The sequence below is a fragment of the Hydrogenophaga sp. 70-12 genome (assembly GCF_001897365.1).
In the GTDB taxonomy this organism is placed as follows: domain Bacteria; phylum Pseudomonadota; class Gammaproteobacteria; order Burkholderiales; family Burkholderiaceae_C; genus Hydrogenophaga; species Hydrogenophaga borbori.
Genome location: NZ_MKSS01000040.1, coordinates 12847 through 31557 on the forward strand (window position 1 = coordinate 12847; position 18711 = coordinate 31557).

Genomic DNA, 18711 nt, shown 5'->3' on the forward strand with positions numbered 1-18711 from the left:
TCCCAAGGATTCCAGAGATTCTGAAATGTTCTCGTTCTTTCGCAAAAAAAATCCCGCGCCCCCGCCTGAAGCGCCGGCCGCCCAGCCCCCCGCGGACGGTCCCGCCCACCCATCGGCGCCGACGCCCGTGGCGGTGCCGGCGCCCGTCCCCGTTCCCCTGCCCGCCCCGGTGGACGCGCCCGCGGCCCCGCGCCAGGGCTGGCTCGACCGCCTCAAGTCCGGCCTGCGGCGCACTGGCAGCGGCATCGCCACCGTGTTCACGGGCACGCGCATCGACGAGGACCTGTACGACGAGCTCGAGGCCGCCCTGCTCATGGCCGACAGCGGCGTGTCGGCCACGCAGCACCTGCTGAACGACCTGCGCCGCCGCGTGAAAGAGGCCAAGGCCACCGAGCCCGCCGCCGTGAAGGCCTTGCTGGCCGAGGCCATCGCCGACCTGCTCAAGCCCTTGCAGAAACCCCTGGTCATCGGCGAGCACAAGCCCACCGTGATCATGGTCGCGGGCGTGAACGGCGCGGGCAAGACCACCTCCATCGGCAAGCTCACGCGCCACCTGGCCGACGAAGGCGCGAGCGTGCTGCTGGCCGCCGCCGACACCTTCCGCGCCGCGGCGCGCGAACAGCTGGCGGTCTGGGCCGACCGCAACACGGTCGACATCGTCACCCAGGAAGGCGGCGACCCGGCCGCCGTGTGCTTCGACGCGGTGAGCGCCGGCCGGGCGCGCGGCAAGGACGTGGTGCTGGTCGACACCGCCGGCCGCCTGCCCACGCAGCTTCACCTGATGGAGGAGCTGCGCAAGATCAAGCGCGTGGTGAACAAGGCCGATCCCACGGGGCCCCATGAGGTGCTGCTGGTCATCGACGGCAACACCGGCCAGAACGCGCTCGCGCAGGTCAAGGCCTTCGACGAGGCGCTGCAGCTCACCGGCCTGGTCATCACCAAGCTGGACGGCACGGCCAAGGGCGGCGTGCTCTGCGCCATCGCGCGCGAGCGGCCGGTGCCGGTGTACTTCATCGGCGTGGGCGAAAAACTCGAGGACCTGGAAACCTTCGACGCGCGCGAGTACGCGCAGGCCCTGCTCAGCTAAGCCCGCCGGCCTGCCTCAACGGCCGCGACCGGATCCACTGCCACCGGGGCCAGCGCCTCCGCTGCCCGGGCCGGAGCCGGAGCCAGGGCCCAATCCGGGACCGCGGCCGGGCGGCGGCACATCGGGCAAGTTGACGCCTTTCTCGCGGGCCCGCGCTTCCATGCGCTCATGGTTCTCCGCGCGAATGCGTTCCCGCTCCTCATTGGTTTGCGCGGCGCGCATACGGGCGCGGTACTGCTCCCGCTCGGCGGGCGTCATCAGCTGGTAGCCGTAGATGTTCTGATCGCGCAAGAGCTCGCGCGTCTGGTCCTGCGTCTGGTCTCGTATCTGGTCTCGTGTCTGGTCCTGGGCCTGAGCACCCACGCCCAGCAAGGCCGCGGCCAACATCGCCGCCATCGAAAGTTTCTTCATCACGCATCCTCTTCAGTGGTTGTTGAAGCGCTCATGGGTCGATCCCATGCGAAGACACTGTCGTGCACAAGAGGGCGGGCGTGTTTGTCGCAGCGCAAGCTTGCTGCGCACCTGGAGGCGTTGGGGGCTTTGCCCGAGAGGCGAACGGTTGATGGCTCCACGCGCGAGCGCGCAGGCTCGGCTCAGCGGGACTCGTCGTCGCTGTAGTGGCGCCAGGCGCCCATGGCCTGGCGCATGGTCAGCAGCTGCCGCTCGAAACTGGGGCAGGCCTTGCACACGACCAGGTGCAGCCGCAGGGCCCAGCGCTCCAGGCGCGGCAGCTCGCGGTCCTCGCGCGCGATCATGAGCGCGACGGCTTCCTTGCAGGTGCGGCGCAATGGGTAGAGGGGCTTCATGCGGCGTCTCGGCGGGCAAACCAGTTGAGTTCGAGGCACTCGCGCAGGCGCAGGCGGGCCCGGTGCAACTGGACGTACAGGTTGGTCGGCGTGAGCGACAGCGCCTTACAGATCTCCTCGCTGCTCATCTCCAGCCACTCGCGCATCAGGAACAGGCGCCCTTGCGCGGCGGGCAGTTTCTCGGTGCAGGCCTCCAGCACGCTCAGGAACTGGCGGCTGCCCAGGTCCTGTTCGGGATTGCCCCAATCCGCCGGGCGCTCGGCAAAGTGCCCGCCGGCGTCGAAAGGCAAGTGATCCAGCGGATCGGCCCGATCGTCCTCGCCCTGCCCCAGCGCCACCTCGCGCCCCTGGTGGCGCAGCGCGTCGACGATCTTGTGCTTGAGGATGCCCACGAGCCAGGTCCGCAGCTGCGCGCGGCGCTCGAAGGCCTGCGGCTTGGCGATGGCCGCGAGCACGGTTTCGGACACCGCGTCCTCGGCCCAGGTCTCGTTGCGCAGCTGCAGGCGCGCGAACTTCATGAGGTAGCCGCGCGACGCGGCCACTTCCTGTTCGAACGTTGGAGAAGGCATGGCGCGGCAGTGTAGGTGAAGGCGGCGGCGGTGCGCCACGACAGGCGGTGTAAGAACCCACGCGCCGCCGCGACACACACCCACCAGATCGCCTGCACCGAGCCATCGCGCGGTGGGCACTGGGTCTGAGGAGTCCCTCCCATGAACCAACGCCAATTCCTCGCCGCCGCCGCCGGCTCCCTGATGTCGCTGGCCTTGCTCTCCACCCCCGCGCTGGCGCAGAACAGCGGCAAGGAGAAGTGCTACGGCATCGCCAAGGCCGGGCAGAACGACTGCGCCAATCTCGCGGGCACGCACTCCTGCGCGGGCCAGGCCAAGATGGACATGGACAAGGGCGACTGGAAGTACGTGCCCGCAGGCACCTGCAAACAGATGGGCGGCCTGTCGGCCGACGAGGCCAAGAAGGCTTCGATGAAGGGCTGACCGCATCAAGCCGCACGCCATGCCGACCGCCCCCGCACACGAGGCCGCCGCGCCAGCGCTGGGCATCGGCTGGCGCGCGCCGCACCAGCGCGCGCTGCTCGAGCAGCGGCCCGCGCTCGACTTCATCGAGGTGCACGCAGAGAACTTCTTCGCGCCCCACGCGGCCCTCAGGGCGCCCTTGCTGAAGGCCCGCGAGTCCTACGGCCTGAGCCTGCACGGCGTGGGCCTGTCGCTGGGCTCGGCCGAGGGCCTCGACCCCTGGCACCTGGACCGGCTGACCGAACTCGTGGCGGCCACCGAACCGCGCTTCGTGAGCGAGCACGCCAGCTTCGCGCGCGGCACCTGGAGAGGCCAGACCGTGCACGCCGCCGACCTGCTGCCCCTGCCCTTCACGCGCGCCGCGCTCGCCGTGCTGTGCGCCAACGTGCAGCGCGTGCAGGACCGGCTGCGCCGCCCGATCGCGGTGGAGAACCTGTCGGCCTATGTGCACTGGCCCGTGGCCGACATGACCGAGGCCGACTTCCTCGCGGCCCTGAGCCGGCGCACGGGCTGCCGGCTGCTGGTGGACGTCAACAACCTGGTCGTCAACGCGCTGAACGAGCAACGCGCCGGGCGCGCCCAGGCAGCGCTGCCCGCCGTGCGCGCCTGGCTCGACGCGGTACCGCCCGCCTGCGTGGCCGAGCTGCACCTCGCCGGCCACCACGACCGCGGCGACCTCGTGATCGACGACCACGGCAGCCGCGTGTCCCCGCTGGTGTGGCAGGCGTACCGGCACGCCGTCGCACGCTTCGGTGCCGTGCCGACACTGATCGAATGGGACACCGACCTGCCCGCGCTGGCGGTGCTGCTGGACGAGGCCGCCCACGCGCGGGCCCTGGCTGTCGATGCGCTGAACGCGCGCATCCCGGAGGCCTGCGCATGAACGCCCGGCTCGCCCGCCAGCAGCGCGGGTTGCTCGACGCCCTGCTGCGGGCCCGCCCACCCGGGCCCCAGTCCCGCTGGCACGGCCCCGGCCTCGGCGCCTACCGCGCCAACGCCCACGCCCACGCCGAACGCGCCCTGATCGACACCTACCCCGTGGTCGCCGCGCTGCTGGGCGAGGACACCTTCGCCACGCTCGCGCGCGCCCTGTGGCACCACCACCCACCCACGCGCGGCGAGCTCGGCGAATGGGGTGGCGCGCTGGCCGGGTTCATGGCGGACCAGCCCGGCCTCGCCCACCTGCCCTACCTGCCCGACGTCGCGCGCCTCGAATGGGCCTTGCATGGCGCCACCCGCGCCGAGGGCGCCCGCGCCGACGCCGCCAGCTTCGCCTGGCTCGAACGCGAACCGCCCGAGCGCCTGTGCCTGCGGTTCGCGCCCGGCACCGCCGTGGTGCTGAGCCCCTGGCCCGTGCTCAGCCTGCTCGACGCCCACCTGCACGGCGAGCCCGACCTCGCCACCGCCGCGCGCCGCCTGCGCGACGGCGTGGCCGAGAACGTGCGCGTCTGGCGCCAGGGCCAGGCCGTTCGGCTCACGCCGCTGGACCACGCCATCGCGCCTTTCGAGGCCGCGCTGCTGGTCGGCCGCACGCTCGCGCAGGCCCTGGACGCCGCCCCCATCGACGCCCTCGGCTGGCTGCGCGAGGCCGTGCGCAGCGGCCTGTGCGTGGGCGTGGCGCCCGTGTCCGATCCCCGCCCCAACACCCCCGACGGAGCCCACCCATGAACACGAACACCTTCAGCCACCGCATCGCCGCCGGCTGGCGGCCCCTGGCCCGCCTGCTCGACGCCGCCCAGCCCCTGGGCGCGCTGCTGGCGCGGCTCTACATCGCCCAGGTCTTCTTCCTCTCGGGCCTGACCAAGGTCCGCGACTGGGACACCACCCTGCTGCTGTTCACCGAGGAATACCACGTGCCCCTGCTGCCACCGGCCCTGGCCGCGCCGCTGGGCACGGCCGGCGAGCTGGTGCTGCCGGTGCTGCTGGCCCTGGGCCTGGCCGGGCGCTTTTCCGCGCTGGGGCTGTCGGTCGTCAACGTGGTGGCGGTGCTCAGCCTGAGCGAGATCGCGCCAGCGGCCTTCCAGCAGCACCTCACCTGGGGCGCGCTGCTGGCAGCGCTGGCGCTGTTCGGGCCGGGGCGCTGGTCGCTGGACCACTGGCGGGGGCGTCACGGGCCTCGCTGAGCCCGCCGGCGCGGGGGCCGTACCATCGCGGCCCATGCGCAGCGGCATCACCCGACTCGTTCTCATCGGCGCCGGCCCGGCCCACCGCGAGGTGCTGGCCCGGCTGACGCGGCACCACCCAGCCGACCTGCAGGTCACCCTGCTGGCACCACCTCCCGCGCCCGTGCACGAACCCCTGGTCCCGGCGGTGGTCGCGGGACGGTACACGGCCGACGCCTGCCGCGTGGGCCTGTCGGGCCTGCTCACCCTGGCCCACGCCCGCTGGGTGCCCGGGCGCTGCCTCGCGCTCGACCTGGAGGGCCGGCGCGTGCATGCCGCGCCGGCCGACGGTGGCGCCGCCCTCGAACTGCCCTTCGACCTGCTGTCGCTGGACACCGCGGCCAGCACCGACCGCGAGGCGCTGGAGCAGCGCCTGCCCGGCGCGCGCGAGCAGGCGCTGGCGCGCTACCCCAGCGAGGCTTTCCTGGGTCTGTGGCCGCGCGTGGTCGACATGGCGCGCGAGCGGCCGCTGTCCATCGCCGTCATCGGCTCGGGCGCGGCCGCCATCGAACTGGTCTTCGCCGCCGCCCAGCGCCTGCGCGCCGAGGGCCTGCCCGGCAGCATCCTCACCCTGCTCACCGACGGCGGCGCGCTGGCCGGCGAGCTGCCGCCCGACGTGGCCTCGCGCGTGCGGCGCGAGCTCAAGCGCCAGCGCATCCACGTGCTCAACGAACGCTGCACGGGCATCACGGTCGAGGGCGTGCGCCTGGCCAATGGCGCGCTGCTGCGCTGCGACGTGCCCCTGGTGGCCGGCGCCGCGCAGGCGCCCGCCTGGCTGCGCGGCACGCCGCTCGCGCTGGCCGAGGGCGGGCAGGTGCTGGTGAACCGCTTCCAACAGAGCACGAGCCACCCGCAGGTCTTCGCCGCGGGCCCCGCCGCACGCCGCGACGACCACGCCTACCCCGACGCCGCCACCACCTCGGCGCGCGCCGGCGCCACACTGGCGCACAACCTGCTGGCCGCCTTCGCGGGCCAGCCCCTGAAGCCGCACTGGCCGGCGCAGCGACCGCTCACGCGGCTGTCCTGCGGCACGGAATGCGCCATCGCCGCCTGGGGGCCGCTGCGCGCGCAAGGCGCCTGGGTGGCGCGCTGGAAGGACCGCGCCGAGCGCCACGAGACCGCGGCGCCACCACCCCTGATGGACGAAACGGCCTCTCCGACGCAGCGCCGCCATGGTCGGCCCGTAAACTGAGGGGCCACTGCCCCTACCGGTGCCCCCACCGACCGACCATGCGCCAGCGCCCCACCCCTGTTCTTCGCCCCACCATCGCCCTGGTGGCCGCCCTGGGCGCCAGCGCCGCGCTCGCGCAGTCGGCCCCCGAACCGGCCCGCACCGTGCACCCCTGGCAGGCGGCGCCGCCGCGGCTGTCGGCCGAGGCCTATTTCACCAACCTCAAGGACGGCGACCGCATCGAGACGCCGTACGTGCTGAAGTTCGGTCTCTCGGGCGGCTGGGGCCTGGCGCCCATCGCGCAGAGCGGGCACGGCAAGAGCGGCCACCACCACCTGCTGGTCAACCGCGACCTGCCGCTCAACTTCAAGCAAGCCCTGCCCTTCAACGATCAGTACATCCACTTCGGCAAGGGCCAGATGGAGACCGTGCTGAACCTGGCGCCGGGCGAGTACACGCTGCGCATGCTGCTGGCCGACCAGAAGCACCTGCCGCACTTCGTCTTCAGCAAGCCCGCCAGGATCACCGTCACGCGCCAGAACGCCACCGACCCGGCCACGCTGCAGAAAAAAGGCCTGGCCCTCGACCTGCCGGACGGCGCCAGCCCGCGCCCGCCCTTCCTGGTGCGCTTCCACGCCTCGCTGCTCAACGTGGCGCAGATGTCGCAGAAGATTCCCGACACCGGCCACTTCAAGCTCACCGTGGCCCCCGCCGGCGGCGGCGCGCCCGCCGTGATGGACTTCCGCGACGGGCAGACCGAGGTCTGGCTGGCGCCGCCCGCAGGCGCCTACAACCTCAAGCTCGAAATGCTGGACAACCTCGGCGCCGCCCAACCGCTGGCCGAAGCCGCGGTGGCGCGCATCGAGGTGCGCTGAAGCCAGACCGGGCGGCGGCTTCAGCAGCCGAGCTGGTCCGCCAGGTCCAGCAGGTCGCGCGCGTGGCGCGTATTGGCCGGGTCGGGCGACACGTCCTTCACGTGCGCCGCGCCGAACTCCAGCGGGCGCTCGATGTAGGCCGTGGCCAGGCCGCAGGCGCGCGCGGCGGCCAGGTCGTCCTGGTGGGCGGCGACCATCATCACCTCGGCCGGTGAGACATCGAACACCTCGGCCGCGCCCCGGTAGACGCGCGGGTCGGGCTTGTAGGCGCGAAACACCTCGGCCGAGAGCACGCAGTCCCAGGGCAGGCCCGCGCGCTTGGCCATGTTCGTGAGCAGGCCGATGTTGCCGTTGGAGAGCGAACAGAGGGTGAAGCGCGCCTTGAGCCGCGTGAGGCCGGGCACGCTGTCGGGCCAGGGGTCCAGCCGGTGCCACACGCGATTGAGCTGGGCGCGCTGGGCCCCGTCCAGGTGGTCGAGCCCGAAGCGCGGCAGGATCTCATCGAGGATGCCGCGGTGCAGCTCGTCGATGCGCGTCCAGGCCCGCTCGCCGCTGCGCACGCGCTGCATGGCGGGCTGGTAGCCCTCGCGCCAGGCGCGCGCGAAGGCGTCGGCGTCCACCTGCGGGTGAGCGGCCGACAGCTCGCGCACGATGCTGCCGTGCCAGTCGACGACGGTGCCGAAGATGTCGAAGACGAGGATGGACACCTGGGACATGGAAACGCTCCTTCTGCGTTCGGTGATCAGGCCACGCCGTACTGGCGCAGCAACTCCCCCCAGGCCGCGAGCTTGCGCTCGAACGGCCAGCTGGCGTTCGCGGGGCTGGTGGACGGCAGCCGGTGCACCGGCAGGCCGAAGGCGCGCGTGAGCCGCGCGTGGCGGAAACTCTCGCCACCGTTGTGTGCGATGGCGCGCAGTTCGGGGCAGCGGTGGCGCAGCTGCGCGAAATCGTTCAGCTCGGCCGCGCGGATGGCGGTGTCCAGGCTGCCTTCGCGCTCGCAGCTGGCGTACACGTCCCACACGCCCAGGCCGCGTTCGAGCACGGCCGCCACGCGCTGGTCGTAGCTGGCCTGGGCCAACGGCAGCTCCCACAGCGCGCCCAGGATCTTCCAGAAGGCGTTCTGCGGGTGCCCGTAGTACTGCTGCGCGCGCAGCGAGGCCACGCCCGGAAAGCTGCCCAACACCACCAGCCGCGTGCGCGCATCGGCCACCGGGGGCAGGCCGAGCAGGCGCGTCATGCCAGGGCCGCCAGTCGCGGCAGCACGCGCCGCGCGTTCGCGCTCGTGGCCTGCGCGAGTGCGTCCACCGGCACACCGCGCAGGCCGGCGACCACTGCGCCGATGCGCGGCAGCTCGCGCGGGTGGTTCACGCCCTGGGCTTGGCCGGCCGCGCGCTCGGCGGCCGTGGCATACAGCCACTGCGGCGGAATATCGGGCGCGTCGGTCTCCAGCACCAGGGCCTCGATGGGCAGCTCGCCGGCCAGGCGGCGTATCTGCCGCGCGGTGTCAAAGGTGGACGCGCCGCCGAAGCCCAGCGCGAAGCCGCGTTCGGTGAAGGCCAGCGCCTGCGCCAGGCTGCCGTTGAAGGCGTGGCCGATGCCGCCGTCCACCGGCAGCTCGCGCAGGCCCTTGAGCAGGGCGTCGGCGCTGCGCCGCACGTGCAGGATCACCGGCAGGCCATGGCGGCGCGCCAGGCGCAGCTGCGCGCGGTAGAAGCGGACCTGGCGCTCGCGCATCGCGGGTTCGGTGAGTTCGGGCACGAAGAAGTCCAGGCCGATCTCGCCCACCGCCACCAGGCGCGGGTCGTCGCGGTGGACGCGCAGGGCCTCGTCCAGCGCGTCCAGGTCGGCGTCGTGCGCGGCCGGCACGCCCATTGGGTGGATGCCCAGGGCGTAGGCGTCATCGAGCCGGTGCGCGAGCTCGCGCACCGTGTCCCAGTTCGAGCGCGCCACGGCGGGGATCACGCAGCGCGCGACGCCGCGCCCGCGCGCCTCGCTGCGAAGGGCCGCGACCTCGGCGGCCGCGAACTCGGGCGCGTCGAGGTGGGCGTGCGTGTCGATCCACAAGGGCGTCATCGTTGCGCGTATAAGCTCGGGCAGGCATTGTGACCGCAACACCCCAAGACCCCAGGAGGACCCCCATGACACCCCGCTGGATCGCCACGCTCGCCCTGCCCTTCATCGCCGGCCTGGGCGCCTGTGCCATGCCCGCCGGCCCCGGCGGCGCGCCGTCCCTGGTGGGCACGGAATGGCGGCTGGAGGACCTGGGCGGCAGCGGCGTGCTCGACCGCGTGCCGGCCACGCTGGCCTTTCCCGAGGCGGGTCGCGTGGCGGGCCAGGGCTCCTGCAACCGCTTCTTTGGCAGCTACACCCTGGTGCAGGACCGCATCGCCTTCGGCCAGATGGGCATGACGCGCATGGCCTGCGCGGGCGCGGTGGGCGAGCAGGAGAACCGCTACATGGCGGCGCTGCAGAAGGCCCAGCGCGTGCAGGTGCAAGGCTCGACGCTCACGCTGAGCGTCGAGGGCATGGACAAGCCCCTGCGCTTCGTGCGCACCAGGCCGTGAACGGGCTCAGCCCAGTCGGCCGGCGCTGAGGCGCAGCACGCGGCCGCAGCGCGCGGCCAGGCCTTCGTCGTGCGTGACCACCACGAAGGCCGTGCCCTGGTCGCGCGCCAGGTCCATCATCAGCGCGAAGACGCCGTCGGCGGTGGCGCGGTCCAGGTTGCCAGTGGGCTCGTCGGCCAGCACGCAGGCCGGCTGCGTGACCAGGGCGCGCGCGATGGCCACGCGCTGGCGCTCGCCGCCCGACAGCTCGGCCGGCCGGTGCGCCAGGCGCTCGCTCAGGCCCACGCGCGCGAGCGTCGCGCTGGCGCGCTCGGCCGCCTCGGCGCGCGGCAGGCGGCGGATCCACAGCGGCATGGCCACGTTGTCGCGCGCGCTGAACTCGGGCAGCAGGTGGTGGAACTGGTACACGAAGCCCAGGTGCTGGTTGCGCAACTCGCCCTGGCGCGCCGGGCCCAGGGCCGAGAGCTGCTGGCCCTTGAGGGCCACCGTGCCGGCGCTGGGTGCGTCCAGCCCGCCCAGCAGGTGCAACAGCGTGCTCTTGCCGGAACCGGAGGCGCCGACGATGGCCACGGTTTCGCCCGCGCGCACCTCCAGGTCCACGCCCTGCAGCACGGTGACGTCAAGACGGCCTTCGACGAAGCGTTTGCTCAGGCCACGAGCGCAAAGAACGGAATCGGTCATGGTTGTTTCGCCGCCGGGCCGCCCCAAGGCGAAACGCCCCCCTTCGTGGGGCAGCGACCCGCGCCGCGGCGGAGCGTGGGGGCTTTACTCATAACGCAGCGCCTCCGCCGGGTTCACGCGGCTGGCGCGCCAGCTCGGGTACAGCGTGGCCAGGAAGGCCAGCACCAGCGAGATCACCGCCACGGGCACGATGTCGCCGCGCTGCGGGTCGCTGGGCATGCGGCTGATGAGGTAGATGTCCTGCGGCAGGAAACTCGCGCCCAGCAGGTGCTCCAGCGCCGGCACCAAGGTGTCGATGTTGAAGGCCACGCCCAGGCCCAGCAGCAGGCCCAGGCCGGTGCCGATGAGGCCGACCGCCGCGCCCTGCACCACGAAGATGCCCATGATGCTGCGCGGGCTCGCGCCCAGGGTGCGCAGGATGGCGATGTCCGCGCGCTTGTCGGTCACGGTCATCACCAGCGTGGACACCAGGTTGAACGCGGCCACCGCCACGATCAGCGTGAGGATGATGAACATCATGCGTTTTTCGAGCTGCACGGCCGCGAACCAGGTGCGGTTCTGGCGCGTCCAGTCGCGCACCACCAGGCCTGGCGGCAGGTCGGCCGCCATCTTCACCGCCACCTCGCGCGCGGCGTGCAGGTCGCGGATCTTCACGCGCACGCCCGTGGGGCCCTCGACGCGGAAGATGCGCGCGGCGTCGTCCTGGTGCAGCATGGCCAGCGCCGAGTCGTATTCGTAGTGGCCGGAATCGAAGGTGCCCACCACCGTCATGCTGCGCACGCGCGGCACCACGCCGGCCGGTGTCACCTGCCCGCTCGGCGCGATCAGCGTCACCGTGTCGCCCACCACCACACCCAGGCTGCGCGCCAGTTCGCCGCCCAGCACGATGCCATAGCCGCCGGACGCCAGGCGCGGCAGCACGGTGTCGGCCAGCTCGGCCGCAAGGTCGGTCACCTTGGGTTCCAGCGTGGGGTCGATGCCGCGCACCAGCGCGCCCTTCATGTCCTCGCCGCGGGCGATCAGGGCCTGCGCGCCCACGAAGGGCGCGGCGCCCAGCACCTCGGGGCGCGCCTCGATGGTGGACAGCACCTGCGGCAGGTTGGCAATGGCCTGGCCGTTGGCCTCGAACACCTCGATGTGCGAGAGCACGCCCAGCATGCGGTCGCGCACCTCCTTCTGGAAGCCGTTCATGACCGACAGCACGATGATCAGCGCCGCCACGCCGAGCGCAATGCCCAGCATGGACACACCCGAGATGAAGGAGATGAAGCCGTTGCGCCGCGTGGCGCGGCCGGCGCGCGTGTAGCGCCAGCCCAGCAGGAGTTCGTAGGGGGTTTGCATTTCTGGGGGCGATTGTGGCATCGCCGACAATCGCACCATGCCCGACGAGCCCTTGGTCCTGGATCCCGCACACCACTGGCTGGTTCCCTTCGCCGCCCTGGGCGCGGCCCTTGAGCCCCCCGCCCTGCCCGCGCTCGACGCCCTGCTCGCCCACCTGCGCGAGGCCGCGCGCGACAGCGACGACGGCCTCAGCCTGAGTCCGCCCCACGAGCGCGCCCTGGCGCGCGCACGAGGCCTGCCCCCGCGCGACGGCGCCCTGCCCTGGGCCGCATTGGCCAGCGACACACCGCAGGCGCCACAGGCCTGGGTGCACCCCGTGCACCTGCAGGTGGGCATGGACCAGGTGATGCTGCAGCGCGCCGAACAGGCCGGTGGCCTGGACGCCGACGAATCGCGCGCGCTGTTCGCGGCCTTCGAACCGCTGTGCGCCGAAGACGGCGTGGAACTGCTGTTCGACGAGCCCACCCGCTGGCGGGCGCGCGGCGAGCGCCTGCGCGACCTGGCCTGCGCCAGCCTGGACCGCGTCAGCGGCCGCTCGCTGGCCGCCTGGCTGCCGCGCGGCAAACCGGCGCGCTGGCTGCAACGCCTGCAGAGCGAGGCACAGATGCTCTTTTACACGCACCGCGTGAACGACGCCCGCGAGGCCGCACGCCGCCTGCCCATCAACGGCCTGTGGTTCAGCGCGCCCGGCGCGCTGGACGCGCACACCCGCCTGCGCCCGCCGCCCCAGGTGGACGATAGCCTGCGCGCCGCCGCCCTTGGCGGCGACCTCGAGGCCTGGCGCCGTGCCGCTACGGCGCTCGACCACAGCCTCTTCGCTCCCCTGCTCGACCGCGCGCGGCGCGGCGAACCGCTGGCCCTCACCCTGTGCGGCGAGCGCGCCGCCGTCACGCTGGTGCCCGAACGGCCCGGCCTCACGCAGCGGCTCGCCCGCGCCGTCGGCCTGCGCCCGCGCGCCAGCGCCCAAGACCTCCTCAGGACCCTATGAAGATCATCACCCGCGACGTCCCGCCGCGCGCCGCCTGGGCGCTCGAACAGGCCGGTCTGCACCCGCTGCTGGCGCGCCTGTTCGCCGCGCGCGGCGTCACCAGCACCGAAGAACTCGACGACGGACTCGCGCGCCTGCTCCCGCCGGACACGATGACCGGCGCGGGCGAGGCCGCGCGCCAGCTGGCCGATGCCATGGTGGCGAACCGGCGCCTGTGCATCGTGGCCGACTACGACTGCGACGGCGCCACCGCCTGCGCCGTGGGCGTGCGCGGCCTCCGGCTGCTGGGCGCGCCCCTGGGTTTCGACAGCGTGCACTACCTGGTGCCCGACCGCGTGGTCGACGGCTACGGCCTCACCCCCGCCATCGCGCGGCGCGTGAAAGACAGTGGCGCCGAGGTGCTGATCACCGTGGACAACGGCATCGCCAGCGTCGACGGCGTGCGCGTCGCGCGCGAACTGGGCCTGCAGGTGATCGTGACCGACCACCACCTGCCGGGCCCGCAGTTGCCGGCCGACTGCGTCATCGTCAACCCCAACCAGCCCGGCTGCGCCTTCGACAGCAAGAGCATCGCCGGCGTGGGCGTGATGTTCTACGTGCTGCTCGCGCTGCGCGCCGAGCTGCGCGAGCGCGGGGTTTTCGATGCCAAAAACCAGCCCCGCATCGACGCCCTGCTGCCCCTGGTGGCCCTGGGCACCGTGGCCGACGTGGTAAAGCTCGACGGCAACAACCGCCGCCTCGTCGCCCAGGGCCTCAAGCGCGTGCGCGCGGGCGCCCTGCCGGCTGGCATGGACGCGCTGTTCGCGGTCGCCGGCCGGCGCCTGGACACCGCGAGCAGCTTCGACTTCGGCTTCGCGCTCGGCCCGCGCCTGAACGCGGCCGGCCGCCTGTCCGACATGACGCTGGGCATCGAATGCCTGCTGACCGACGACAAGGCGCGCGCCGAGGAACTGGCGCGCACCCTGGACGGCATCAACCGCGAGCGCAAGGCCATCGAGGGCGAGATGCGCGAGCAGGCGCTGGAGATGGCCGAGGCCTTGTTCGACGACGGCGAGGAACCGCCACCGGCCATGGTGCTGTTCGACCCGGACTTCCACGAAGGCGTGGTCGGCATCGTGGCCTCGCGCCTGAAGGACAAGCTGCACCGGCCGACCTTCGTCTTCGCCGCGAGCGCGGCGCCGGGCAAGGAACACGAGCTCAAGGGTTCGGGCCGCTCGATCCCGGGCTTTCACCTGCGCGACGCGCTGGACCTGGTGGCCAAGCGCCACCCGGGCGTGCTGCTGCGCTTCGGCGGCCACGCCATGGCCGCGGGCTGCACCGTCGCGGAAGAGCACCTGGACCTGTTCGAGCAGGCCTTGCAGCAGGTGGCGCACGAGTGGCTGGACGCCGCCACGCTGCAGCGCCGCCTGGAGGCCGACGGCGCGCTGGACCGGCAGTACCGCCGGCCCGACCTGGTCGAGCTGCTGCAAGGCCAGGTCTGGGGCCAGGGCTTCGCACCACCGGTGTTCTGCGAGGAGCTGCGGGTGGTGAGCCAGCGCATCGTCGGCGAGAAGCACCTGGCGCTCAAGCTGCAGCACCAGGGCGATGCGGTGGACGGCATCTGGTTCGGTCACACCGAACCGCTGCCCGAGCGGGTGAAGCTCGCCTTCCGGCTGGAACTGGACGAATGGCAGGGCCAGCGGCGGGTGCGGTTTCTGGTGGAAGCCGCGGAAATCTGAACCCGCGCGCCGCGCGGGCAGGCCTCAGCCCATCAAGGCTTCGCGCACCGCCGCCAGCTGGCGGCGCGACACCGCCAGCCGCTCCTCGACCCCGTCGAGCCGCACGGTCCAGCCTTCACCCTCGACCGGGTCGCTGTGCTTTTCCACCGCCCGCACCGCCCGCCGCGACACCAGGGCGTTGCGGTGCACGCGCACGAAGAGGTGGGAGTAGCGCGCCTCCAGGTCGCTCAGCGCGCCGTCGTAGATGTGCTCCTTCTCCGCCGTGCGCACGGTGATGTACTTCAGCTCGGCCTTCAGGTAGATGATGTCCGACAGCGCCACGCGCTCGCTGCGCCCGCGCTCCTGGATGATCAGCGCCTCCGGCGGACCGGAATCGCCACTGCCTTCCTTGCCCGCGCGCACTTTCACCACCTTCTGCAGCGCCTGCTGCAGTCGCTCGCGGCGCACCGGCTTGGTCAGGTAGTCCACCGCCTCCACCTCGAAGGCGCTCACCGCGTGCTCCGGGTAGGCTGTAACAAACACGATCGAGGGCGGCGCGGCCATCTGGCGCAGGGTGTTCGCCAGGGTGATGCCATCCACCCCCGGCATGTGCACGTCCAGCAGCACCAGTTCGCAATGGGTGCGCTGGATCATGTCCATCGCCTGCACGGCGTTGCCGGCCTCGCCCACCACGTCGGTGCGCGGCTCCGTGCACTCGGCCAGCAGGGTGCGCATGCGCGATCGCGCCAGGGCTTCATCGTCGACGATCAGAACCTTCAGTGCCATGTCTTGCTCCGTGGTCGGTCTTTTGCCATGTCGCGCTTATACCGGGATTTCGAGGCGCACCTGGAAAACGCCGTTGACCAGCGCGCTCTGGAAGCGCCCCTGCACATCATGCAACAAGGTCAGCCGCTGCCGCACGTTGTCCAGCGCCAGGCCGTTGCCGCGCTTGCCGCTGCCCGCCGGCACGGTATTGGTGACCTTGATCACCACCACCCCGCCGCGGCGCTGCGTGCTGATGCGCACCGTGGCCCCGGTGGGGCTGGGCTCCACGCCGTGCTTGACGGCATTCTCCACCAGCGGCTGCAGGATCAGGGGCGGCAGGCGGGCCTTGGACGCCGCTTCGTCGATCGCCCACTCCACCTGCAGGCGATCGCCGAAGCGCACCTGCTCGATGGCCAGGTAGTGCTCGGCCAGCTCCAGCTCCTGCCACAGCGGCACCGCCTCCTTCGGATCGGCCAGGGCGTGGCGGAACAGCTCGCTGAGGTCTTCCAGCAGGCTCTCGGCCTTGGCCGGCTCTTCGCGCACCAGGGCAATGGCGCTGTTGAGCGTGTTGAACAGGAAGTGCGGGCGGATGCGCGCCTGCAGCTCGGCCAGCCGGGCCGTGGTGCCCGCCGGCATGCGCGCCTTGGCCCGCCACACGAGCCCGGCCACCAGCACCGCCGCCACCAGCGCCCCGGCCGCCGCCGACGCCAGCCACAGCTGCTGCGTGAGAACGCCCAGCCAGACCACCAGCGCGCAGCCGTACAGGCCCGCCAGCGCCCCCAGCGAGACGCCCACGGCCCACTGCCAGTGCGAGGCCAGTCGGCCCAGCTGGCGCTTGAGCGCGCAGATGGCCAGCAGCCAGGCCAGCACGGCGGGCAGCGCGGCGCCGGTGTAGATGGCCAGCGCGGCACCCCAGGTGACGAAGCTGGTGGCGGTGAACAGCGCCGCCACGGCCACCACGGCCTGCACGAACAGCACCGCGCGCAGCACCACGCCGACCTGGCAGGTGTCGAACACCTGCACGCGGGCCCGCACATGCTCGGGCATCTCGGTGAGCGGGCGCGCCCCAGCCGCGTGGGGCAGTTCCTGGAAGGTCGATAAAATCCGCGAATCTTTCATGGGAAGCGATGCCGTTTTCCATTCGGTCGGCCACCCAGGCCCGCGCTTGGTTGCCCAGGCGCTCTCACACTCCCCCGTCCAGCCGCTGACAACACCATGTCATCCAACCAACTCGACAAGAAATCCGAAGCCTGGTCCGCCCTATTCTCGGAGCCGATGAGCGAGTTAGTCAAACGATACACCGCCAGCGTTTTCTTCGACAAGCGACTGTGGCAGGCCGACATCGAGGGCAGTCTCGCACACGCCGAGATGCTGGCGGCGCAAGGCATCATCGGCCCATCGGACCACGCCGACATCCAGCGCGGCATGGCGCAGATCGCGCAGGAGATCGAGAGCGGCGCCTTCGAGTGGAAGCTCGACCTGGAAGACGTGCACCTCAACATCGAGGCGCGCCTGACGCAGCTGGTGGGCGACGCGGGCAAGCGACTGCACACCGGCCGCAGCCGCAACGACCAGGTCGCCACCGACGTGCGCCTGTGGCTGCGCGGCGAGATCGACCTCATCGGCGGCCTGCTCACCGAGCTGCAGCGCGCGCTGGTGGACGTGGCCGAGAAGAACGTCGAGGTGATCCTGCCCGGCTTCACGCACCTGCAGGTGGCCCAGCCCGTGAGCTTCGCGCACCACCTGCTGGCCTATGTGGAGATGTTCTCGCGCGACGCCGAGCGCTTCGACGACGTGCGCCGCCGCACCAACCGCCTGCCACTGGGCAGCGCCGCCCTGGCCGGCACCACCTACCCGCTGGACCGCGAGCGCGTGGCCCGCACCTTGGGCATGGTCGACGAGAACGGGGCCCCCGCGGTGTGCCAGAACAGCCTGGACGGTGTGAGCGACCGCGACTTCGCCATCGAATTCACGGCCGCGGCCTCGCTGTGCATGGTTCACATCAGCCGCCTGAGCGAAGAGCTGATCCTGTGGATGAGCCAGAACTTCGGCTTCGTGAAGATCGCCGACCGCTTCACCACCGGATCGTCCATCATGCCGCAGAAGAAAAACCCCGACGTGCCCGAGCTGGCGCGCGGCAAGACCGGGCGCGTGGTGGGCCACCTCATGGGGCTCATCACCCTCATGAAGGGCCAGCCCCTGGCCTACAACAAGGACAACCAGGAAGACAAGGAGCCGCTGTTCGATACGGTGGACACGCTCACCGACACGCTGCGCATCTTCGCGGAGATGGTGGGCGGCCAGTTGAACCCGGCCACGGGCGCCAAGGAAGGCGGCCTCACGGTGAACGCTCCCGCCATGGAGGCCGCCGCGCAGAAGGGCTACGCCACCGCCACCGACCTGGCCGACTACCTCGTCAAGAAGGGCCTGCCCTTCCGCGACGCGCACGAGACCGTGGCGCACGCGGTGAAGGCCGCCACCTCGCACAACTGCGACCTCTCCGAGCTGCCGCTCACCGTGCTGCAGGGCTTTCACCCCAGCATCGAAAAGGACGTGTACGAGGTGCTGAGCCTGCGCGGCTCGCTCTCGGCGCGCCACACGCTGGGCGGCACCGCGCCCGCACAGGTGCGCGCGCAGATCGCGCGCCACCGCGCCCGACTGGGCTGAGGCCACTCCCCGGCGCCACGGCATGCTCGAGCCCATCGACCTCGGCACGCTGCGCGTGGTCATCGCCGCCGCCGACCTCGGCTCCATCAGCGCCGCCAGCGAGCGCCTGCAACTGGCGGTGGCCGCCGCCAGCTCGCGCATCACCGCGCTGGAGGATTCGCTGGGTTTCCGCATCTTCGAGCGCTCCTCGCGCGGCGTGCAGCTCACGCCCGCGGGCCAGATGCTCGTGCAGCGCAGCCGCGCCCTGCTGACCGACGCCGACCGGCTGGCCCAGCACCTCAAGGGCTACAGCCAGGGCCTGCAAGGCCAGGTGCGCGTGCTGGCCAACACCTCGGCCCTGCTGGAGGTGCTGCCGCAGCGCCTGCAGCGCTTCCTGTCCAGCCACCCGCTGATCCGCGTCGACATCGAGGAACGCGGCAGCCCCGAGATCCCGCTGGCCCTGATCGAAGGCCGCGCCGACTTCGGCGTGGTCGACCTGCCGGTGCCCCCGGCCGGCCTGACCTTCACGCCCTTCTTCAGCGACACCCTGGTGCTGCTCACGCCGCGCTCGCACCGCCTGGCGGGCCGCAAGAAACTGCGCCTGGCCGAGGCGCTGGACGAGCCCTTCATCACCCTGAGCGACGGCACCGCCCTGTCCAACCGCCTGCTCGCTTCGGCCACCGACGCCGGCCAACCGCTGAACGTGCGCATGCGCATGCGCGGCTTCGACGCCGTCTGCCGCATGGTGGCCGCCGGCCTGGGCGTGGGCGTGCTGCCGCTGGAGGCCGTGGCGCCGCAGCTGGCCCACCTGCCGCTGGCGGCGGTGCCGCTGAGCGACGCCTGGGCCCGGCGCACGCACAGCATCGCCACCCGCACCGACGCGCCGCTGGCCCCGGC

Annotated in this window: 22 protein-coding genes; 12 read left to right on the forward strand and 10 right to left on the reverse strand. The window is 72.2% G+C overall.

The genetic code is table 11. The annotated features are described in order from the left end of the window. The first annotated feature begins 25 nt into the window (after nt 1-25). Entirely contained in the window at nt 26-1087 is a 1062-nt protein-coding gene (gene ftsY, locus BGO22_RS02925) for a signal recognition particle-docking protein FtsY (protein WP_286848795.1), read from the forward strand. A 15-nt stretch (nt 1088-1102) separates the two neighbouring features. Here the strand turns inward: ftsY and BGO22_RS02930 are convergent, their stop codons facing one another. From BGO22_RS02930 to BGO22_RS02940, 3 genes are all read right to left on the reverse strand, one after another. Then, a complete protein-coding gene (locus BGO22_RS02930; protein WP_070397421.1) occupies nt 1103-1498 on the reverse strand; it encodes a hypothetical protein in 396 nt (131 codons plus the stop codon). 182 nt (nt 1499-1680) lie between these two features. Continuing rightward, nucleotides 1681-1893, reverse strand: a complete 213-nt coding sequence (locus BGO22_RS02935) for a zf-HC2 domain-containing protein (protein WP_070397420.1) — start codon at nt 1891-1893, stop codon at nt 1681-1683. Next, nucleotides 1890-2462, reverse strand: coding sequence for a sigma-70 family RNA polymerase sigma factor (locus tag BGO22_RS02940; RefSeq protein WP_070397419.1), 573 nt, complete (start codon nt 2460-2462; stop codon nt 1890-1892). The genes BGO22_RS02935 and BGO22_RS02940 overlap by 4 nt, the downstream gene beginning before the upstream one ends. Nucleotides 2463-2603: 141 nt before the next feature. On the opposite strand from BGO22_RS02940, the gene BGO22_RS02945 reads away from it, so the two are divergent. The 6 genes from BGO22_RS02945 to BGO22_RS02970 are packed head-to-tail and all read left to right on the forward strand — an operon-like array spanning nt 2604 to nt 7132. Next, nucleotides 2604-2885, forward strand: coding sequence for a BufA1 family periplasmic bufferin-type metallophore (locus BGO22_RS02945; RefSeq protein ID WP_070397418.1), 282 nt, complete (start codon nt 2604-2606; stop codon nt 2883-2885). Nucleotides 2886-2904: 19 nt separating this feature from the next. Next, nucleotides 2905-3807, forward strand: coding sequence for an MbnB/TglH/ChrH family RiPP precursor modification enzyme (locus BGO22_RS02950; protein WP_070397417.1), 903 nt, complete (start codon nt 2905-2907; stop codon nt 3805-3807). Then, the gene (locus tag BGO22_RS02955; RefSeq protein ID WP_070397416.1) at nt 3804-4592 is read left to right on the forward strand and encodes an HvfC/BufC N-terminal domain-containing protein; all 789 of its coding nucleotides are present in this window, start codon (nt 3804-3806) and stop codon (nt 4590-4592) included. The genes BGO22_RS02950 and BGO22_RS02955 overlap by 4 nt, the downstream gene beginning before the upstream one ends. Continuing rightward, a complete protein-coding gene (locus BGO22_RS02960) occupies nt 4589-5047 on the forward strand; it encodes a DoxX family protein (protein ID WP_070397415.1) in 459 nt (152 codons plus the stop codon). Before BGO22_RS02955 ends, BGO22_RS02960 begins: the two co-directional genes overlap by 4 nt. Before the next feature lie 34 nt (nt 5048-5081). After that, a complete protein-coding gene (locus BGO22_RS02965; RefSeq protein WP_070397414.1) occupies nt 5082-6278 on the forward strand; it encodes an NAD(P)/FAD-dependent oxidoreductase in 1197 nt (398 codons plus the stop codon). Between the two features lie 38 nt (nt 6279-6316). Then, the gene (locus BGO22_RS02970; protein WP_070397413.1) at nt 6317-7132 is read left to right on the forward strand and encodes a DUF4399 domain-containing protein; all 816 of its coding nucleotides are present in this window, start codon (nt 6317-6319) and stop codon (nt 7130-7132) included. Nucleotides 7133-7152: 20 nt separating this feature from the next. Here BGO22_RS02970 and BGO22_RS02975 read toward each other — a convergent pair whose 3' ends face one another. Genes BGO22_RS02975 through BGO22_RS02985 form a run of 3 tightly spaced genes read right to left on the reverse strand, consistent with a single transcriptional unit; the run spans nt 7153 to nt 9205 of the window. Further along, nucleotides 7153-7848 carry a haloacid dehalogenase type II gene (locus BGO22_RS02975; protein ID WP_070397412.1) on the reverse strand — a complete coding sequence of 232 codons (696 nt, stop codon included), beginning with the start codon at nt 7846-7848 and terminating at the stop codon, nt 7153-7155. Nucleotides 7849-7874: 26 nt separating this feature from the next. Continuing rightward, entirely contained in the window at nt 7875-8369 is a 495-nt protein-coding gene (locus BGO22_RS02980) for a DNA-deoxyinosine glycosylase (protein WP_070397411.1), read from the reverse strand. Continuing rightward, nucleotides 8366-9205 (reverse strand): TatD family hydrolase, encoded by an 840-nt coding sequence (locus BGO22_RS02985; protein ID WP_070397410.1) that lies wholly within the window; start codon nt 9203-9205, stop codon nt 8366-8368. The genes BGO22_RS02980 and BGO22_RS02985 overlap by 4 nt, the downstream gene beginning before the upstream one ends. A gap of 65 nt (nt 9206-9270) precedes the next feature. Here BGO22_RS02985 and BGO22_RS02990 point away from each other — a divergent pair, with 65 nt between their 5' ends. Then, nucleotides 9271-9696: an META domain-containing protein gene (locus BGO22_RS02990; protein WP_070397409.1), complete on the forward strand. Its 426-nt coding sequence runs from the start codon at nt 9271-9273 to the stop codon at nt 9694-9696. A gap of 6 nt (nt 9697-9702) precedes the next feature. On the opposite strand, the gene lolD is transcribed toward BGO22_RS02990, so the two are convergent. Together lolD and BGO22_RS03000 are read right to left on the reverse strand one after the other, a co-directional pair. Continuing rightward, complete coding sequence (gene lolD / locus BGO22_RS02995; protein WP_070397408.1) at nt 9703-10377, reverse strand: lipoprotein-releasing ABC transporter ATP-binding protein LolD; 675 nt, start codon at nt 10375-10377, stop codon at nt 9703-9705. Nucleotides 10378-10461: 84 nt separating this feature from the next. Further along, nucleotides 10462-11718 carry a lipoprotein-releasing ABC transporter permease subunit gene (locus tag BGO22_RS03000; protein WP_070397407.1) on the reverse strand — a complete coding sequence of 419 codons (1257 nt, stop codon included), beginning with the start codon at nt 11716-11718 and terminating at the stop codon, nt 10462-10464. 37 nt (nt 11719-11755) lie between these two features. Between BGO22_RS03000 and BGO22_RS03005 the strand changes: the two genes are divergently transcribed. Both BGO22_RS03005 and recJ read left to right on the forward strand, forming a co-directional pair. Further along, nucleotides 11756-12706: a hypothetical protein gene (locus BGO22_RS03005; protein ID WP_070397406.1), complete on the forward strand. Its 951-nt coding sequence runs from the start codon at nt 11756-11758 to the stop codon at nt 12704-12706. Beyond that, entirely contained in the window at nt 12703-14424 is a 1722-nt protein-coding gene (recJ, locus tag BGO22_RS03010; RefSeq protein ID WP_070397405.1) for a single-stranded-DNA-specific exonuclease RecJ, read from the forward strand. The genes BGO22_RS03005 and recJ overlap by 4 nt, the downstream gene beginning before the upstream one ends. Before the next feature lie 24 nt (nt 14425-14448). On the opposite strand, the gene BGO22_RS03015 is transcribed toward recJ, so the two are convergent. Together BGO22_RS03015 and BGO22_RS03020 are read right to left on the reverse strand one after the other, a co-directional pair. Beyond that, nucleotides 14449-15189 carry a LytR/AlgR family response regulator transcription factor gene (locus tag BGO22_RS03015; RefSeq protein WP_070397404.1) on the reverse strand — a complete coding sequence of 247 codons (741 nt, stop codon included), beginning with the start codon at nt 15187-15189 and terminating at the stop codon, nt 14449-14451. A gap of 36 nt (nt 15190-15225) precedes the next feature. Continuing rightward, complete coding sequence (locus tag BGO22_RS03020) at nt 15226-16287, reverse strand: sensor histidine kinase (protein WP_070397403.1); 1062 nt, start codon at nt 16285-16287, stop codon at nt 15226-15228. 96 nt (nt 16288-16383) lie between these two features. On the opposite strand from BGO22_RS03020, the gene argH reads away from it, so the two are divergent. Together argH and BGO22_RS03030 are read left to right on the forward strand one after the other, a co-directional pair. After that, entirely contained in the window at nt 16384-17835 is a 1452-nt protein-coding gene (argH, locus tag BGO22_RS03025; RefSeq protein WP_070397402.1) for an argininosuccinate lyase, read from the forward strand. Nucleotides 17836-17857: 22 nt separating this feature from the next. Further along, nucleotides 17858-18711: LysR family transcriptional regulator (locus tag BGO22_RS03030; protein WP_286848809.1), on the forward strand; the 854-nt coding region annotated here is incomplete at its 3' end.

Excerpts from the sequence above, each read along its gene's own strand:
- ftsY (WP_286848795.1), top strand. The coding sequence starts at position 26 with ATGTTCTCGTTCTTTCGCAAAAAAAATCCCGCGCCCCCGCCTGAAGCG.
- BGO22_RS02930 (WP_070397421.1), bottom strand. The coding sequence starts at position 1,498 with ATGAAGAAACTTTCGATGGCGGCGATGTTGGCCGCGGCCTTGCTGGGC.
- BGO22_RS02935 (WP_070397420.1), bottom strand. The coding sequence starts at position 1,893 with ATGAAGCCCCTCTACCCATTGCGCCGCACCTGCAAGGAAGCCGTCGCG.
- BGO22_RS02940 (WP_070397419.1), bottom strand. The coding sequence starts at position 2,462 with ATGCCTTCTCCAACGTTCGAACAGGAAGTGGCCGCGTCGCGCGGCTAC.
- BGO22_RS02945 (WP_070397418.1), top strand. The coding sequence starts at position 2,604 with ATGAACCAACGCCAATTCCTCGCCGCCGCCGCCGGCTCCCTGATGTCG.
- BGO22_RS02950 (WP_070397417.1), top strand. The coding sequence starts at position 2,905 with ATGCCGACCGCCCCCGCACACGAGGCCGCCGCGCCAGCGCTGGGCATC.
- BGO22_RS02955 (WP_070397416.1), top strand. The coding sequence starts at position 3,804 with ATGAACGCCCGGCTCGCCCGCCAGCAGCGCGGGTTGCTCGACGCCCTG.
- BGO22_RS02960 (WP_070397415.1), top strand. The coding sequence starts at position 4,589 with ATGAACACGAACACCTTCAGCCACCGCATCGCCGCCGGCTGGCGGCCC.
- BGO22_RS02965 (WP_070397414.1), top strand. The coding sequence starts at position 5,082 with ATGCGCAGCGGCATCACCCGACTCGTTCTCATCGGCGCCGGCCCGGCC.
- BGO22_RS02970 (WP_070397413.1), top strand. The coding sequence starts at position 6,317 with ATGCGCCAGCGCCCCACCCCTGTTCTTCGCCCCACCATCGCCCTGGTG.
- BGO22_RS02975 (WP_070397412.1), bottom strand. The coding sequence starts at position 7,848 with ATGTCCCAGGTGTCCATCCTCGTCTTCGACATCTTCGGCACCGTCGTC.
- BGO22_RS02980 (WP_070397411.1), bottom strand. The coding sequence starts at position 8,369 with ATGACGCGCCTGCTCGGCCTGCCCCCGGTGGCCGATGCGCGCACGCGG.
- BGO22_RS02985 (WP_070397410.1), bottom strand. The coding sequence starts at position 9,205 with ATGACGCCCTTGTGGATCGACACGCACGCCCACCTCGACGCGCCCGAG.
- BGO22_RS02990 (WP_070397409.1), top strand. The coding sequence starts at position 9,271 with ATGACACCCCGCTGGATCGCCACGCTCGCCCTGCCCTTCATCGCCGGC.
- lolD (WP_070397408.1), bottom strand. The coding sequence starts at position 10,377 with ATGACCGATTCCGTTCTTTGCGCTCGTGGCCTGAGCAAACGCTTCGTC.
- BGO22_RS03000 (WP_070397407.1), bottom strand. The coding sequence starts at position 11,718 with ATGCAAACCCCCTACGAACTCCTGCTGGGCTGGCGCTACACGCGCGCC.
- BGO22_RS03005 (WP_070397406.1), top strand. The coding sequence starts at position 11,756 with ATGCCCGACGAGCCCTTGGTCCTGGATCCCGCACACCACTGGCTGGTT.
- recJ (WP_070397405.1), top strand. The coding sequence starts at position 12,703 with ATGAAGATCATCACCCGCGACGTCCCGCCGCGCGCCGCCTGGGCGCTC.
- BGO22_RS03015 (WP_070397404.1), bottom strand. The coding sequence starts at position 15,189 with ATGGCACTGAAGGTTCTGATCGTCGACGATGAAGCCCTGGCGCGATCG.
- BGO22_RS03020 (WP_070397403.1), bottom strand. The coding sequence starts at position 16,287 with ATGAAAGATTCGCGGATTTTATCGACCTTCCAGGAACTGCCCCACGCG.
- argH (WP_070397402.1), top strand. The coding sequence starts at position 16,384 with ATGTCATCCAACCAACTCGACAAGAAATCCGAAGCCTGGTCCGCCCTA.